At 61.3% G+C, this 15,355-nt stretch carries 21 protein-coding genes; 9 read left to right on the forward strand and 12 right to left on the reverse strand.

All coding sequences use genetic code 11. The features are described from left to right. Positions 1-351: 351 nt before the first annotated feature. The 12 genes from ACTOWJ_RS07445 to ACTOWJ_RS07500 all read right to left on the reverse strand — a co-directional run bounded on the left by ACTOWJ_RS07445 (position 352) and on the right by ACTOWJ_RS07500 (position 8,952). Entirely contained in the window at positions 352-777 is a 426-nt protein-coding gene (locus ACTOWJ_RS07445; RefSeq protein WP_441333966.1) for a DUF6362 family protein, read from the reverse strand. Further along, positions 770-1,375, reverse strand: a complete 606-nt coding sequence (locus ACTOWJ_RS07450; protein ID WP_441333967.1) for a hypothetical protein — start codon at positions 1,373-1,375, stop codon at positions 770-772. Before ACTOWJ_RS07450 ends, ACTOWJ_RS07445 begins: the two co-directional genes overlap by 8 nt. Continuing rightward, entirely contained in the window at positions 1,368-3,644 is a 2,277-nt protein-coding gene (locus tag ACTOWJ_RS07455) for a phage/plasmid primase, P4 family (protein WP_441333968.1), read from the reverse strand. Before ACTOWJ_RS07455 ends, ACTOWJ_RS07450 begins: the two co-directional genes overlap by 8 nt. Next, entirely contained in the window at positions 3,641-4,492 is an 852-nt protein-coding gene (locus ACTOWJ_RS07460; RefSeq protein ID WP_441333969.1) for a hypothetical protein, read from the reverse strand. Before ACTOWJ_RS07460 ends, ACTOWJ_RS07455 begins: the two co-directional genes overlap by 4 nt. After that, positions 4,489-5,376 carry a hypothetical protein gene (locus ACTOWJ_RS07465; RefSeq protein ID WP_441333970.1) on the reverse strand — a complete coding sequence of 296 codons (888 nt, stop codon included), beginning with the start codon at positions 5,374-5,376 and terminating at the stop codon, positions 4,489-4,491. The genes ACTOWJ_RS07460 and ACTOWJ_RS07465 overlap by 4 nt, the downstream gene beginning before the upstream one ends. Before the next feature lie 11 nt (positions 5,377-5,387). Further along, positions 5,388-6,134, reverse strand: a complete 747-nt coding sequence (locus ACTOWJ_RS07470) for a PD-(D/E)XK nuclease family protein (RefSeq protein WP_441333971.1) — start codon at positions 6,132-6,134, stop codon at positions 5,388-5,390. Positions 6,135-6,186: 52 nt separating this feature from the next. Continuing rightward, entirely contained in the window at positions 6,187-6,423 is a 237-nt protein-coding gene (locus ACTOWJ_RS07475) for a DUF6511 domain-containing protein (RefSeq protein ID WP_441333972.1), read from the reverse strand. Positions 6,424-6,611: 188 nt separating this feature from the next. Beyond that, positions 6,612-6,809, reverse strand: a complete 198-nt coding sequence (locus ACTOWJ_RS07480; RefSeq protein WP_441333973.1) for a hypothetical protein — start codon at positions 6,807-6,809, stop codon at positions 6,612-6,614. 10 nt (positions 6,810-6,819) lie between these two features. Beyond that, the gene (locus tag ACTOWJ_RS07485; protein WP_441333974.1) at positions 6,820-7,431 is read right to left on the reverse strand and encodes a hypothetical protein; all 612 of its coding nucleotides are present in this window, start codon (positions 7,429-7,431) and stop codon (positions 6,820-6,822) included. 14 nt (positions 7,432-7,445) lie between these two features. Further along, positions 7,446-8,276, reverse strand: coding sequence for an ATP-binding protein (locus ACTOWJ_RS07490; protein ID WP_441333975.1), 831 nt, complete (start codon positions 8,274-8,276; stop codon positions 7,446-7,448). Next, on the reverse strand, positions 8,273-8,743 hold the full coding sequence (locus tag ACTOWJ_RS07495) for a hypothetical protein (RefSeq protein ID WP_441333976.1): 471 nt from the start codon (positions 8,741-8,743) through the stop codon (positions 8,273-8,275). Before ACTOWJ_RS07495 ends, ACTOWJ_RS07490 begins: the two co-directional genes overlap by 4 nt. Beyond that, on the reverse strand, positions 8,740-8,952 hold the full coding sequence (locus ACTOWJ_RS07500) for a helix-turn-helix transcriptional regulator (protein ID WP_441333977.1): 213 nt from the start codon (positions 8,950-8,952) through the stop codon (positions 8,740-8,742). The genes ACTOWJ_RS07495 and ACTOWJ_RS07500 overlap by 4 nt, the downstream gene beginning before the upstream one ends. 558 nt (positions 8,953-9,510) lie before the next feature. On the opposite strand from ACTOWJ_RS07500, the gene ACTOWJ_RS07505 reads away from it, so the two are divergent. The 9 genes from ACTOWJ_RS07505 (at position 9,511) to ACTOWJ_RS07545 (ending at position 15,292) form a co-directional block, all read left to right on the forward strand. Then, positions 9,511-10,419, forward strand: a complete 909-nt coding sequence (locus ACTOWJ_RS07505) for a hypothetical protein (protein WP_441333978.1) — start codon at positions 9,511-9,513, stop codon at positions 10,417-10,419. A 188-nt stretch (positions 10,420-10,607) separates the two neighbouring features. Continuing rightward, entirely contained in the window at positions 10,608-11,084 is a 477-nt protein-coding gene (locus ACTOWJ_RS07510; RefSeq protein ID WP_441333979.1) for a DUF2924 domain-containing protein, read from the forward strand. After that, positions 11,081-11,545, forward strand: coding sequence for a recombinase family protein (locus ACTOWJ_RS07515; RefSeq protein WP_441333980.1), 465 nt, complete (start codon positions 11,081-11,083; stop codon positions 11,543-11,545). The genes ACTOWJ_RS07510 and ACTOWJ_RS07515 overlap by 4 nt, the downstream gene beginning before the upstream one ends. A 9-nt stretch (positions 11,546-11,554) precedes the next feature. Further along, a complete protein-coding gene (locus ACTOWJ_RS07520; RefSeq protein WP_441333981.1) occupies positions 11,555-11,926 on the forward strand; it encodes a recombinase family protein in 372 nt (123 codons plus the stop codon). Then, positions 11,923-13,260, forward strand: coding sequence for a recombinase family protein (locus tag ACTOWJ_RS07525; RefSeq protein WP_441333982.1), 1,338 nt, complete (start codon positions 11,923-11,925; stop codon positions 13,258-13,260). Before ACTOWJ_RS07520 ends, ACTOWJ_RS07525 begins: the two co-directional genes overlap by 4 nt. Further along, complete coding sequence (locus tag ACTOWJ_RS07530) at positions 13,257-13,688, forward strand: hypothetical protein (protein WP_441333983.1); 432 nt, start codon at positions 13,257-13,259, stop codon at positions 13,686-13,688. The genes ACTOWJ_RS07525 and ACTOWJ_RS07530 overlap by 4 nt, the downstream gene beginning before the upstream one ends. Positions 13,689-13,738: 50 nt before the next feature. After that, on the forward strand, positions 13,739-14,212 hold the full coding sequence (locus ACTOWJ_RS07535) for a helix-turn-helix domain-containing protein (protein ID WP_441333984.1): 474 nt from the start codon (positions 13,739-13,741) through the stop codon (positions 14,210-14,212). Between the two features lie 123 nt (positions 14,213-14,335). Beyond that, positions 14,336-14,779 carry a hypothetical protein gene (locus ACTOWJ_RS07540; protein ID WP_441333985.1) on the forward strand — a complete coding sequence of 148 codons (444 nt, stop codon included), beginning with the start codon at positions 14,336-14,338 and terminating at the stop codon, positions 14,777-14,779. A gap of 216 nt (positions 14,780-14,995) precedes the next feature. Then, the gene (locus ACTOWJ_RS07545) at positions 14,996-15,292 is read left to right on the forward strand and encodes a hypothetical protein (RefSeq protein WP_441333986.1); all 297 of its coding nucleotides are present in this window, start codon (positions 14,996-14,998) and stop codon (positions 15,290-15,292) included. Positions 15,293-15,355 lie beyond the last annotated feature (63 nt).

Here is a 15,355-nt window from a genome sequence, read left to right on the forward strand (position 1 = left end):
AGTGCGAACCGGGTTGCAGGGACTGCAAACCCGAAGAAAAAGATTGACGCTAGCGAGGTTTTGCGGCTATGCCCCCCGCATAGGAAATCGGCGGGGAAGGACCCGCGATTTCAGCCCGACCGGCGCGACGTGTGCGCCGACGTGGGCCGCGAGGTTTCGAGGTTGGGCGTCGGTGGCGACGACTTCGAGCGCCTCACGTGCGGCCTGTGTCGCGGCCACGTTGCGTCGAGGTCTCATCGACGCAGGGTGATCAGCATGCCGTCTAGGCTAGGGCAAAACCGGGGAAGTTGGGACATCCCCAACTTCCGGTTAAGCCGGTTTAAACCGGTTTAGACCGGCGTAAGCCGAAACTCATTCGCAGGCACGTTCCGATTCATTCGAATCCACTTCCGCGATGCGGGGCAGCGGGCCATTGAGGCGCACCGTGATCACCACGATGGCGTGCTGCCAGTGACGCCACGCTGTCTTACGGATCAAGCCCGTGCGCGCGCAGACCTCGCGCCAGGGCACGTACTGCGCCCGCAGCCAAACCAGCCGACGCTGATCCTGATCGAGCCAACGTAACCAACGCACGGTCTCGCCGAAGCGATCAATCGCTCCCGGCGATGCCGGGAAGCGCAGCACGATACGCTCGTCCGCGTACCCCTCCCAGGACTGGCGCTGGATGTCCGGCCAGTAGGAGGCATAGCCCTGCACTCTGGCCGGCGGCAACCGCCGCGCGGTCACCGCGGCCTCTTGGAATCGGTCAGCGACCTGCTGCAACGACCAGTCAGACATGAGCCTGCTCCTGCGCCGCCGCCCAATGCAGAAGCGCCAACGCATCAGCTTCGTTGTCGTCGGCCGGTTCATGCCCCCAATGTTTCGCTGCCTCGATCATCGCGGTCTTGTTGGCGTTGCCCTTGCCGGTGGCGAACTTCTTGATCGTGCCGACCGGCACGCCTTGGTACGGAACGGCATGGCGCTCACACCACGCGGTGAGCTGTGCCAGAAAGCCGCCGTAGACGTGCGCGGCATCGACGCCCTTGTGCCGGCGCACTTCCTCGAAATAGACGGTCGCAGGCAGCCCAGCGAAGCGGCACAGATCATCGAGCCAACGAACGAAGCGCAGGTAGCGCATGCCGCCGCCTTCGAAGCGGCCCACCTTGAAGCGCTCGGTCCCGCTCATGGCCTGACCGGACAGGCGCACAGCCCAGCCCAACGTCGTTCCCAAATCGAGCGCCAACAGCATCGGAGCGGTGTCATCGACGGGCTGGGTGGCGGATGAGGCGGGACTGCTAGTTGATGCGCGTGCCTGCGCGCGCACACACACATAAGGGGGAACAGGCAAACGTGCCTCATCCGCCACCCGCCCTTCCAACTGATTGATTTTATTCATGGCTCGCACCTCCGTACTGCGTAAAGGATTTGGGCTTGAGGCTCAGACCAGCGAAGTAGCGGACGCCTTTGCCGCCCTTGAACTTGCTGAACTGCCGCGCGGTCAACAGATCGGAGAATCGCTTGATCGAGCCGACGAACTCGCCATTGCCCTCGGCCCACTCGCGCCAGTCGGTGAATAGGTCTGTTGCAGTGGCCTTGGCTTGCGCATGCACGTAGCAGCGTTCCTCGATCCAGTGGCCGAGCGCGTCTTCGCCTTCGAAATATTCATCGGTCGCATCGATTACGCACTGCGGCGGACGCAGTCCACTGTGCTGCCAGTCCAGGCAACCCTGTACCGCCCAGCCGATGATTCCGTCGCGCTCGGCCAGCAACTTTTCCGTCAAGCGAGCGTCGCGGCGTTCGGGCGGGATGGTGACGGTGAATGGGACTAGGTGCAGGCGTCGCTTCATGGCCTCGTCCACATTGCGAATCGCCGGTTTGTGATTGCCGGCGACCACCAACTTGAACTGCGGGATGTATTCGAAGAAGTCCTGGCGCATGAATCGCGCGCTGATCTTGTCGCCGCCAGTGATGGCCTTGAGCTTCGCCTCGTTCCACCTCCGGCCTTCCTCGGTCTCCACAGCGGCCACGAAGCGCGCGCCACGCAGACCGGCCAGTTCGGTCGGATGGCGTTCGCCGCGGGTCTCCATGAACGTGTCCATCGGCGCATTGGTGGCGTAGTCGCCCAAGATCGTGGCCAGGGTGTTTACGAACACAGACTTGCCGTTAGCGCCGGTGCCATACAGGAAGAACAGCGCGTGCTCGCGGGTGACGCCGGTCAGGCAGTAGCCGACGACGCGCTGCAGGTACGACGCTAGATCAACATCGCCGCCAGTGACATCGCCCAGGAAGCGCCGCCAAGTCGGGCAGTCCCCATGTGGGCTGGCCGTGGTCAACTTGGTCATGTGTTCGCCACGTGCATGGCGACGCAATTCGCCGTCACGCAGGTCCACAATGCCCTGCGGCGTGTTCAACGCCCACGGATCGCGGTCCCAATCCTCGGCCCAGGAGGCGTGGCGCGGATCGCTGCGAGCGAGGCGGTCAACGCCGCCCACAGTCGAAGCCGACGCCAGCTTCGAACGCTGCGTGGGCTTATCGGCGAACGCTTGCGCCGCACGACAGACACCGCGCACCAAGTGCTGCAGGACGAGAGTTCGATCCGGGTTCCAGCGCGTACCGGTCCAGCTTAGCCACTGGCCCCATGCGGCGCAGTAGCGCCAGTCATCCCCGTATCGCCGGGTGAAGGCCAGGCCGAGACCGTCGTCGCTGCTCCAGTCCAGCCCTGCGAAATCGATAGGTGGCGGCGCGTCTTCGGTGCCCGGCGACAGGAAGGTGCGTTCGCCCGCCCGCAGGAACCCGGCGATGTCGAATCCCTCGGCGCGCGCATCCGCTGCATCCCAGGCCAGAGGCTTGTCCTCGGGCACATGCAGCAGCGCACACGATTCGGCGCCGGCCTGGAAGGCGGCCTGCGCGGCCTGCATGGCGTACTCCCAACCGGGCTTATCCTTGTCGGGCCAGATCAGGACATGCTTGCCGCACAACGGCGACCAATCCGTCTTGTCGATCGGTGCGTTGGCGCCGTTCATGGACGTGGTCGCGCAGACGCCCAACTCGATCAGGGCATCGGCCGACTTCTCGCCTTCGACCAGAACCACTTCATTTTCCGACGCCATGCCGGGCTGGTTATAGAGCGGCCGGGGCGACGGTGCCTGCTGCTTACGGCGCTTGGCGTCCCAAGGGCGATACTGCTTACCTTCGGGTGGATCGTATCGGTAGACACAGCCGATCAACTCACCCTCGGCGGTGAGGTAGTCCCAACGAGCCGTGTGCGGACCCAGGTCGTCCATCGCCGGCTCCGAGCGTTTACGCCGTGGTGGCGGCGCATCGGGTGCGCGGCCCAGCAACGCGTCGGCCTCGTCCAGCACCTTCGCAAACTCGCGCCGAGCGTCCATTCGGTGGTGAGCAGCGATCAGGTCGAACACATCACCGCCCTCACCGCTGGCGTGATCCTTCCACAGCCCGGCTTTGTCGCCGACCAATTCAACTTCCAGGCTGTCGCCGGCCACGCCCGTCACGTCGCCGACGATGAACTTGCCGTGCCGCACCTTGCCCTTCGGCAGCAATGCTTGCAGGACACCTTCAAGGCGCAGTAACAGCGCGTCGCGAACATCGTCTCGACGCGCACGAGCGCCTCCCGGCGTAACCGGAGCGTTATTGAAATCCATCATGCCGTACTCCTACTACGCGGGGTTACCTCGTTCCGCAGTTCGGCAACAGCCAGCAGCCACGGTAAGCACCGTTCGTAGCGCTCAACAAATCTCGGGTCGTTCCAGTTCGCGTCATCGAAAAGGCGACGAGCGAAGGTGTCGATCTCGATGTTCGCGTTTGTTGCGCACTGAATCAAACTCTCCAAGCGGGCCATGAACGTAACGATCCAGCCCGGCTGGTCCACGACTTCGATGAAGTCGGTGCGTGGTTCGTGATGCTTTCGACCTTGGCTGATGTTGAGCGCGCGAGTCAGTTCATGCTTACGTTCTCGCTTGTCCTCGATCTGGACAATGCGGTCCTGAGACTTGACGCCTAGCGAAGCAATTTTTGCGCCCTCGCTCACCGTGATTTGGCCGGTCTCCACCTTGGTGACCAGCTTCGGCGTACCGCTTTTGCGAACGTCTTGAGCTTTCCGAACAGACCGCTCAGAAACTCCCAGCAAATCAGCGGCTTGTCCCTGTTTCATCGGGCAAACCGGCAAATGTGCCGGTTTGCCGGGGTTGCCCTGGCTCAGATTGGCCAGGCTTGCCGCGACCATCGCGCGCTGCGATTCGGTGAGGTGCCGACGCGCCACGTTCTCGCTGATCACGAATGCGACAGGATCGGCGCCACTGAACTCGATCGTTCGAGGTTCGATGCCGCACTCCAGGCAGGCGCGATAACGATGACGACCGTCGAGGATCATCCCTTCGTACAGCACGATGTCCCGCAGTTGGCCATTGCGGCGAACATCTGTAACCAGTCCCTTGAACGCCTCGGCCGCCATATCGGGCAATGCCAAGCAAAGCGGATGGAACGATAGGTTCATCGGGCGATCTCCGGGAAAGTTTCATCAGAGCGCGGGAACACCGGTCGCCACGTCGAGTAGGAACGCCCCGTGCGGGTCGCATTCCAAGCCTTGATGCCTGCGTGCAGCACTACGGTATCCGGGAGAGATTGCCCCTCCATGCGGACCTGTAGTAATCGTTGACGCAGGTGATAGAGCGGCTCGGTCTTACCGAGGTGTTCGCCGGTAAACAGTCGTTCAACGAATTCGTCGGCAGCATCAACGTTGCGCTGGCAGAACGCCCAGTGCAGAAATAACGCTTTGGAGTGACTGATTGGCATCACCTTGCGAGGCAACTTGGCGACGAACTGGCTGCTACGCCGAATCGTCGCCTGAGTGCTCCATGCCTCAATCAATTCTTGATTGGGGTATTGCGCCCGACTGTGCGGGATCAATCCGCGCTGGTAATTCAAGATCAGCGGCATCGCGGCTGCGACGGTCGAGGACTCTCGCAGACCCACACCCTCGATGACCAGAACGTCCGCGCCAGTGCGCGAACGACCGGTATCGATCACGTCGAAGGCGCTGTTGTCCAAGCCGGTGGCCACGCCCATGCGCACGGCTACACCGGACTCCACGATGGCCGCCAATCTGTGTTGCCCGTCGAGCAGGCGGCCGCTCGTACTGAACTTGATGGTTTCGCCAGTCGGCTTCCACGCGCCGCGTTGGATGTCGCGGGCATACTGCGTAACGGCACGCTGTCGAAGCTTTCGATTGGCCTCGTTGCGTCGTAGCCATGCGCTCGCCAGGACGGGCGTGATCAGAACGTCATGAATTTTGTACTGCACGTTATCTGGAAGCGCCACCAACGCCGCGATCAGTTCATTGGAGTTCGATGCATGCAGGGACATAACGTCTGCGTTCATAGGATTCTCATTTATTGTGTGGAAGAGATTGGCAGGGACCAGCAACGGTCCTGCCAAGGGCAGTAGCGACAGGTTTGATGGGTAGGGGTGGTGCTGATACGGGGAAGCAATTCGGCGGCGTCACAAGCGCGCAGAATTTGGACGGCACGGTCGGACGCGTGCTGGGCTAAGCCGCGATCGAACGGCAAGCGCTCGGCGTAGATCGACATATCGTCGGCGCAGATGGCGGTGAATAACGCAGGCTGTTCGTGCAGGCCGAGGTAGGCTTGATACAGCGCTATCTGCGTCGCATAGACCGGTCGACTGGCGGCGAGACGCTTTTTCTGTAGCTCGCGGAAAGTCTTAGCGCCGACCGCCTTGTTCTCCCAAAGCATCGGGTAGGAGAAGCTGTTTGGGCCGGCGACAATGACGCCATCGGCGTGCCCGCGCACTCGGCCACTCGCTGCAACGAAGCCGAACTGATCGCCTTGATCGTTGCGGTCGCGAAGATCGAACCCGGCCAGGCGTAGCCACGCCGCCATCCAATCCTCGACGCGATGGCCGCGCGCGAACACGCGCAACACGCGGCCGGGGAAGTGCCGGCCGATGTCCTTCGGTGCGTTGAAGTATTGGAACTGCAAACGGCGAGCGCAGTCCTCGCCGAGACTGGACGCACCGAGGTAGGCGCGCGGCGGCAACAACGCCGCCTCGTGCTCCATCGCGGTGTCGATCAGCGCGCCTACGTGCTCGGACAGATCGTGCGTGTTGAAATCAAGCATGTTCTTCGCGCCAAAAGTGGCAAATGCCAGAATAAAAATGGCAAGCCAAAATTCAGAAGGGAATCGAATCGTTTTCGAATCCGTCCAGGGGCAGCGCGACCTTGTAAGCGCTTGGATTGGACTGCGCCCGGATCGATGCCTCGTAGGCGTGCGTAATGGATTCGATGACTTCGACGGCTTGCGCTTGGTTGTAGTGACCGAGCGGCGTATCGAAGCCGATGCGACGGGCAACCGAAGCCAGTGCTTGCAGGCACGCGCGCTGCGCGTCATGGGTGAGCGGATGAGTCACAGGCAGTAGCTCCTCTATCGAAGCCGGATCGCTCCGGCTTCGGGTGTCGTAGAGTTGGTGGAAAGCGTTTTGGCAGACCGTCGAGCAGAACGCCCATCGGTACGGCGCCCGCCGCGGATCACCGATCCGACGGCGTAGGTCCAGATGGCCGAAGCCGCGCGCCGGTTTGCCGCAGGCCCAACAGAACGTCATCGGCCATGACGCGACTTATCGAAGACGCGGTCGCGGTACGCGATCAACGCCTCGGCGTGGTCGAAGTGCTGCTGCGCCAATCGTCGCAATGCGTCGATCTGGTTCTCGATCTCGGTGCCGGTGAGTTTCCGCAACGGCGTGTAGATACCGCTGCTGTTGGGATACTGGTCTTGCAGCATGGTGTCGGTGGGCATGGCGTTCGCCTCACTGCGCCCACGTCGGCACGGGGCCGGCATGCGCCGCCGCCTGCGCTGCCTGCGCCATGTGCGCCGGAATCGCGCCCGTCGCCGCCGATGCCGCCTTCGAAGACGCGGAAGCGGTACCCATCACCTCTTTGTACTGCGGGTGATCGGGCATGATCGGCATCTTGATCACCGCCTTGTCCTGGCCGTAGCCGTCCTTCTCCCAGTCGACCTGAGCGGCGAAGATCAGACCGTCGAGATCGCCGAAGCTGGCGATGCAGCGCCCAGCCTGCGCGGTCGCGCCCATGTCGTCGGGGTGCAGACCGAGCGCGGAGTTCAGCGCGCCCTTGATGAAGCTGCGGCCCATCTGGCCCCAGGTCGGTCCTTTTGCGCTGTACAGCCCGATCAGCGACCACAGCTTGCGACGAGCGTACTTGCCTTCCATCACGACAAACTCGCCGTTGAGATAGACGGCGCCGGTGTCGCCGCGTGTGGCCCAGCCGTGCAGCCAGCCTTGGTTGGCGTCGTCGTAGCCGCCGGGCTTGATGGTCATGCGGACCTTGATCAGCGTGCCCTTGGGGATGAGCGAGAACGCCGGGTTCTCGGCGTCGTTGAAGTTGTTCCAGGTAGACATGGGATTCCTGCGAATTATTCGGGAGAGGTTTTGTTGGGTGCCGCCGCTTCGGGGGCGCCGAGCTTGCGCATGAGCCGGCCCAGATCCGGTGGCTCGACCATGTCGAGACGGCCGGAACGATCCTTGGCGGGGAAACCCCACGGGTTGCCCGTGTGGCAGATGAAGGCGCGGTACGGGTTTCCTTCGCTGGGCGCGATCTCGGCCAGCGTGATCACCTCATCCACGATGCCGGGCAGTTCCAGACCGGTCTTGGAACCGTCGATCTGCAACTCGTAGACCTTGCGGTTGAAGTCGTCGGTTCGCTCATCGAGGATGCCGACGAACCAGACGTGCTTGTCGCGGCTGTGCTGGATGTGGGTCAACCAAGCGACCATCTCCTGACCCATCAAGCCGTAGGCACCACGGGTATCAGGTTTGTTGGTACGGTCGGAGAACGCTTGCGGTTGACCCTTGCACCATTGAAGGCAGAGCCGACCGGCGACGGTAATCGAGTCGATGAAGAGCGTGCGGTACTTGCCCAGCTTTGTGGGGTCGCCGATCCGGTGGCGGGCCTCATCGAAATGCCATTGGCTGAAGGACTGGCCGTCGCGGAGCGCGGGGTTCGCACCGCCCAGAAGGACGGCAATGTCGCGGCATTCTTCCCAAGTACGAGGACGCAGGCTGTCGCCCGGCCAGTCCTTGACGGCCAGGTCGCCCGCTTCGATGTCAATAAACAAGGTGCTGCTCGGATCGAGCGTCCACAGCTGGTAGGTCTTGCCCAGGCCCCAGCGGCCCACGAGGACACCTTTGACGCCGCGCGATTCCGCCAGTCGTTGATCGGCGGTGATGATCGGCAGACCGCTCATGCGGTTTCCTCCACCGGCGACAGTCGGAAGGTAGGCTTGCCGGTCTTGAGCGTTCGCGCCGGATCGAACGAGGTCCGCATAGATGTCGGCCAGGCGCAGTACTTGCTTTCGCTGATCTTGTAGGTGACTTCCAGGAATTCAGCCGGGTCTTTACCCGCTGCGCGGATGCGGTCTGCGATGCGCGCGAGCGTTGCCTGGTCCCATTCGACTTTCTTCGGCAGCTCGACACTGATGCGAATCGGCCCGTCGTTGAAGGTGACTGAGCCCGTGTCCTTGCCGGCGGCCAAGCGCTGCGCGTGGGCGAGCCGGCCGTACTTCAAATCCAAAGCGCGGTCGACCAACTCGGCGTTCGCCTTTGCCGTGGTCAGCGCCGACGCCGCTTCGCGCTTGAGATCAAGCAACAGTTCGGGTGCGTATGCGGCAAGTTCGGTAGCAGGCCGGTCCACACAGCGTTGCAACAGGCTCATGCATGCGCTCCCGCGGACGCGGACACATCCTCGGGGGATCGCACCGAGACCTCTTCGAAGGCTTCGACGTCGCTGAGCCGATAGCGAATAGCGCGCGTCACTTTTAAGAATCGCGGCCCGATTCCTTCAGACCGCCACCGTTCGATCGTGTCGACGGTGACGTCCCAGCGTGCAGCAAGCTGCTCGGTGGACAGGTGGGTACTGCTCACGGTGATGACTCCTCTCATGCATCGGCACACGCGTGCCGTGGAGAAGCGTCGGGTCAAAGTGGCTAGATGCGAAAGAGGGAAACGAGCTAGGAATGAGCTAGAAATAGCTAGAAATCGAGGTCGATTTCTAGTTCGACCCCATCTGTATCCGAACGAATGATGAATCGCGATGGACGAATGTGTATTGCGGGCGAAATAGTCGCGCATGTGATATTGCGCACAACGCGGAAGCCGAATAGGCTTCGTTCAGCAAACACTGCAAGCAAGAAATGGTCGAAGGCGACCACCCCCATGAACAACGGAATGTTTCAACACGCGGCGCAGCCGCGACCCTCTGTAGGCCGGTCCATCAAGCGCCTCCTGATACTGCAACTCGGCATTCCGGGTTGCATTGATCGCGTAATCGCACTCGATAGTGAAATCGACGGCGAACAACACGGATGCCTAGCGACGTCGGCTTCGCCGATCCGCTGATCCCTACTGCTGAGAGATTCGTTAGCAAGCCTTTTGAGGCTTGACGGGCACTGTTTGCCCGCGATTTTCCGAAGGACGTTGGCTGTGTTCAATCGATATTTGCGCTGGTTCGAACGCGAACCGGTGGATGCCCTTATGCCTGTTGATGAAAGCGAAGGGACCAACAACCTGCTCGTCTTGGGCGCTATGAACCTGCCCAGGCGAACGATACGAGTGACATGCATGAATTGTCGCCACAGCGAAATCAGGCAGAGCTATGTACATGGCGATCATGGTCTGCGTTGCAGCGAGTGCGGCTCGGTTGCGCAACTCGGCGTGCCGTTTCAATCGGTCCAGATCAATCACGAATGGCTGCCCAACGCGTTGACGCACCAGATGGCCGCCGTCAGCGACGCGCCGACCGTGTTGATCAAGAACAGGTTGTGGCGACTGGCGTACATCAACACCAGGGCCGGAAGAATCCCCGTCTATCTCGTGCGGTGCGGCTGGCATATCAACTATGACCAAGTGTCCGATGTGCTGCGTTTGGAGAATGGAAGCCGGCAACTGGTGCTCACTACGTCCACGCTGATGGAGAGCGATCTGGCCGAGCCCGATCGTTTCGTCGTGCCGTTGCTGAGCGTCGCAAAGCTGGAAACTGAAGGGCTGTGGTTGAACGTAGAGCACTTGATTGATCTGGTTTCGAAGCCGCCTCCACTGTGGTTCCGCCTGACTCACAACGCGGATCGCCTCATCCTGGGCGACGAAGAACTTCATCTTCGCCGCGGGCAGCGTCACTTCTTCCGTGCGCTGGCGGATGCACACGGGCGCGGAATGAAGCGAGCAAGCACCGATTGGCTGCTGCAGCGATCCAAGTACCGCGGCAAGTACACAAGTCTCCATCAGCTCATGAAGCCGGAGTTCTTCCGATTCATTGATTACAAGGGCGGCGAAGTGTGGATTCGGAAAGAAGTCGTTCCCGCCAAGAGCGAAGGTGCATCCGATGAAGAGTAGCCAGTTTATGAGTCGAAGCCGTGCGAAAGACGATCGACTCGTGGCGGCGGCGGATCTGGTCGTAATCGCTCTGCTCCGATTGCGCGCGCGACCGAAACCGGCGGAGAAATTCTCCGCAAAAGTTGGACTTGATAACGCGGGCGAACCGAGGGTCTATGTCAACTCCTTGGAGAGCCCTGGAGGCTAGCGTGACATCGCAATCGGTACAGACAGCATCCACAGCAGCGCAAATTTCAGCGCTGCCGGATCTGCCTTGGCATCAACTAAAAGCCAAGTGGGTAGAGTTATTTGGCGAGCCGCCGGGCATCAACAATCGACGCTACGTGATTCGGCGACTGACGCATCGGATTCAAGAACAGGCTTATCGAATCTCACACCCAACGTTGATCGACGACAACGCGCGCCGCATCAAGCAGCTGCTGGAAACAGGCCGCGTCAGCAGACGGGTCGCCACCGCCGCGCCGCTCATAGGCAGCGTCCTGACCCGCGTCCACGGCGGAAAACTCCATCGGGTGACGGTGCTCGACGGCGGTCTTTTTGAACACGAAGGTCGGCAGTTCACTAGCTTGTCGAAGGTAGCGCGGGAGATCACTGGAACCCGATGGTCCGGGCCGGCGTTCTTTGGCCTGAAAGTCAGCGGCGACAAAAAGGAACGGGGAGTATGACCAGTCAAAGAAATAGCGGAAGCATCGTGATTTATGTGCGCTCCGGACAACCGGATGCCAAAGCTCTCACCGAGCAATTCAAGGTGGCGCAGCATGCCGCCGAAGCCGCGTTTGGTGAGTTCGCCACGGTCGCGTATTGCGACGACGGCATGGCGGGGTCAACGACGCGACGGCCTGCGCTGCAGACACTGCTTCAGCACATGGACGCGGGATTTGTGCGGGCGATCGTGGTCGTCTCGACCGACCGGTTGACTCGTTCGTACATGGACGACCTACGGCTGCGGGTTCGCTTTCAGGTGGCTGGCGTGCCGCTGATCATCGCGACAGGCGTGTCGGCCAGTTTGGTGGGAGCCGACGAACAAGCCGGCCCGCAGGTGCATGACAGCGAACCGACCCGAACCCCGGCGCATCAGCGCTGGCTGTCCCGCGCCCTGACTGGGCTGCGAATTAAAAAATATTAAGGATTTTCGATGTCTAACTACGAAAGAAAGCCGCTGCGCACCGCAGTGTACTGCCACACATCGTCGCCAAACAGCGAGGAAATTGCGTTTCAGAAGACGCTCGTAGCGAAGGGAATGACGGGTTGTACCGATCTGCCGCCACATTTCATGGTCTATGTAGATGATGGCTTCTGCCCTCAGACGGAGGTCCGTCCGGAGTTGCAGCGATTGTTGACGGATGTGGCCCACGGCCATATCGATTGCGTCGCATCGTCCGGATGGGACGTGCTGTCGCCTTCGCCGCGTGACCTGCAGAAGCTTGCCGTATTCTTCATCAGTCACGGCGTGCCTATGATCGATTTCCCGGTGGGGTATGCGTTCAGAATAAAGATCGTGGCATGAACACAATCGTCCAAACTCGAACGCGATGCGCGGTCTACACTCGAAAATCGAACGAAGAGGGATTGGAGCGCGAGTACAACTCTATTGAGGCGCAACGCGACGGCGGCGCGAACTACATCGCCAGCCGGCGCAGCGAAGGTTGGGCGCAGGTTGCCGAAGACTACGATGAGTTGGCGGTGTCCGCGCGCGACATGAACCGGCCGGTCTTGCAACGCCTGATGGAAGACATCCGGCAGGGGCGAATCGATGTAGTCGTCGTCTACAAGCTGGATCGGTTAACCCGTTCGATGCGCGACTTCCCGGTGCTGATTGATTTTTTGGATCAGCACAAAGTCACGCTAGTGTCGATTACCGAGAACTTCAGCACCAAGGACGCGGTCGGCCGCATGACCTTGAACATGATGATGACGTTTGCGCAGTTTGAGCGCGAGCTGGCCGTGGATCGGGTCCGGGACAAGATGCTAGCGAGCAAGAAGAAGGGTCTGTGGATGCATGGCATCCCGCCGCTGGGCTATGACGTTCAGAACCGCCGTCTGGTAGTGAACCACGCCGAGGCGGCGCAGGTCCGCCTGATCTTCCGGCGCTTGATCGAGACCGAGTCGATTCTGACTGTGGTCAAGGACATACGCGGCATGGGCTACCAGAGCAAGGCATGGACGACGCGCGAAGGTCGGGCTCGGGAGCCCCAACCGCACGACAGGAGCACGATTCAAAAGATCCTGCACAACCGCACCTACCTTGGTGAGTTGAAGCATCTGGATCAATACTTCACGGAATGCCACCCGCCCATTATCGAAAGGGCCGTTTGGGATCAGGTGCATGCGGTGCTGACCAAGAACGCGCACGCTCGCGGCAACGCCTCCCGCGCACGTGTGCATTTCCTGCTCAAGGGAATCCTGTTTGGGCCTGACCGCCGTGCCCTCACACCGTGGCATACCACCAAGCGTAACGGCCGGATGTACCGCTACTACCTCAGCACCGCGCAGATTCATGAAGGCAAAGCCGCGACCACGATGCCGCGCCTGCCTGCGCAGGAGGTGGAGTCCCTCGTCGTGTCGTACTTGCGAACGCTGCTGACCTCGCAGGACATGCTTCAACTCATTACGCAGCAGGCGGCCACGCTCGACCGCGCGCTGGACGAGGCCAAGGTGACCGTGGCGATGCGCCAGTTCGATCAGGTCTGGGATGCCTTATTCCCTGCTGAGCAACAGCGGCTGGTCAAGTTGCTAGTCGAGCAGATCGTGGTGCGCCCCGAGGCGATCGAGATCAGGTTTCATCCTAATGGGATCGCTTCGCTCGCCAACGATTTCGAGCGCAAGGCGGTGACTGTATGAAGCCGATGATGAAAATAGCCGGTTCGCCGAACATCATCGTGACCAGCGACGGTGCACTGACGGTCATCCTGCCGGTAAGCATTACCCGGCGCGCGGGACGAAAGCGAATCGGGGTTCCGAAGGACGTCGCGACGGCAGCATCAGCGTCCGATCTGACGTCGCTCCAGCGTGCGCTCGCCCGTGGCTATCGGTGGCGAGGCATGTTGGAGAGCGGCGAGGTCGCCTCCGCGAAGGAAATCGCGGAGCGCGAGTCAACCGACAACAGCTACGTGGGCCGGATCATCAATTTGACGCTGCTGGCGCCCGAGATCATCGCCGGGATTCTCGACGACACGGTGCCGGATGTGCAGATCGATCGGCTGGGCATGAGCCCTCCGCTGCTCTGGAGCGACCAGCTGGCAGTCGTGGGCATGAGCCCGGCCCCGTAATACACCGGACTCTATTCGCGGTAATCAAACCAACACAGGAAAAATCAACAATGGCTAACGTGGCGACTGCATTGAACGAGAAGATTGCGCGCATCTCCCGCAAGGAATGCCGCTTGCTGATTGATCCGCTCAAGGCAAAGATCATCGCGCTGGGTAAGACGGTGTCGGACATCAAGAAGGAGCGCGACGCATTGAGACGGCAGCTGGCGACGGTCTCGAAAGGGACAGTGCGCTCCGCTCAGCCGCGTTTGCAGGATGATCAGGGCGACGCCCCGCCGAAGAGTGCTGACGAGAAGAAGTTCCGATTCTCGGCCGCCGGGCTGCGCCAGCTTCGCGAACGGCTGGAGTTGTCGCGGCGCGAGTTAGCAACACTGGTCGGATGTGGTGAGAACGCGGTTTGGAAGTGGGAAGCGAAAAAGGCTGTGCCGCGCGACGTGTTCGCGCAGAAGATCGCCATTGTGCGCGGGTTGAATAAGCGCACGGCTCGCCAGCTTCTTGATCAGCACGCCGCGCCTGCGGAGTGAGCGGGCTGGGGTCGCCGCGCGCCTATGCGCGGCGACCGATGCCGGCGTCACTTTTTTTCATAACGGCGGTAGCCAAGAACGAGTCTGCCGGTGCATATTTGCCTCCCGACATGGAGGTGAGAAATGCGCTCAACACCGCGTTCTTTTTGCGGCATCATTGTAGTAACCCTGGTCGCGACTGGCGTGGTTGGCTGTGGCGGCCCCGATGTTAGTTCGCCGCCGACCGCTGCGGTGGAGCCCCGCCAACTTAGCACTGCGAATCCGGCGGATAAGGTGATTCCTGATTCGTCGTTCTACGTTCGTGGGGAAGGGTGGGAGAAGACGAAAGCAAAATGGGGCGAGGATGGCGTGGCCAGGATCAACGAACTCATGCCCAAGGCGGCGTTGAAAGCGGCCGAATCCCCGGAATGTGACCACGTGGAGATCGCAGGAATATCGGACCAGCGCAGCGAGCCGGGTGTTGAGATCGTCTACTACGTTGATTGCCGAAACGAACACCGAGAGTATGTCAGTGAGAGGGACATCGCTGAGAGTGAGAACTCGCTCGGAGCTTCTTCAGGCGGCTAGAGCTTTGCGTCGCGGCGCGCATAGGCTGCTGGTATCTCCGTGGCTGACCACAGGTGCCGCTTGTTCCGCGATCGAGATTGGCTCATTCGGGCCGGAGCTTTCTTGCGATCCATTCGCGCCTTATCTAATGCTATGCGCATGCTTCCGTCAGCATCATCGGAGATTCGGGATGGCTGTGTCGCGGCCTTTGCGACGGCGCGCGAATAGCGTGTCGGCATGGACACAATCACCAGTCAGGACGTGCCGCTGCCGTCAGGCTTCCATTGGGAAGTGCTTGGCGCGGCACCGACAAAGCACCTAGTTGCAGTTCCCGACACCGCGCCGGAGGTCTGGTTGGCCTCGATCGGGGATGATGGGGCTGGCTGCATCGCCACCATTCGGCGGCACAAGGCGCGCGCCAGCCACATAGACCGACCGTTCCGAACGGCGGCAGCAGCGGCCGGCTGGGTGGCTCGTTGGCTTGATCGCCAGGGTGGATTGATTCGGGCGGAACTCGCCCGCGACACCGATTGAGAATCTGGTCGCTAAGGTTGAACCGAACCGCGAAGCGGTCTCGGTTCTGTCGCCCGTCTCGCG

Source organism: Lysobacter sp. CA199, assembly GCF_052078715.1.
GTDB lineage: Bacteria > Pseudomonadota > Gammaproteobacteria > Xanthomonadales > Xanthomonadaceae > Lysobacter.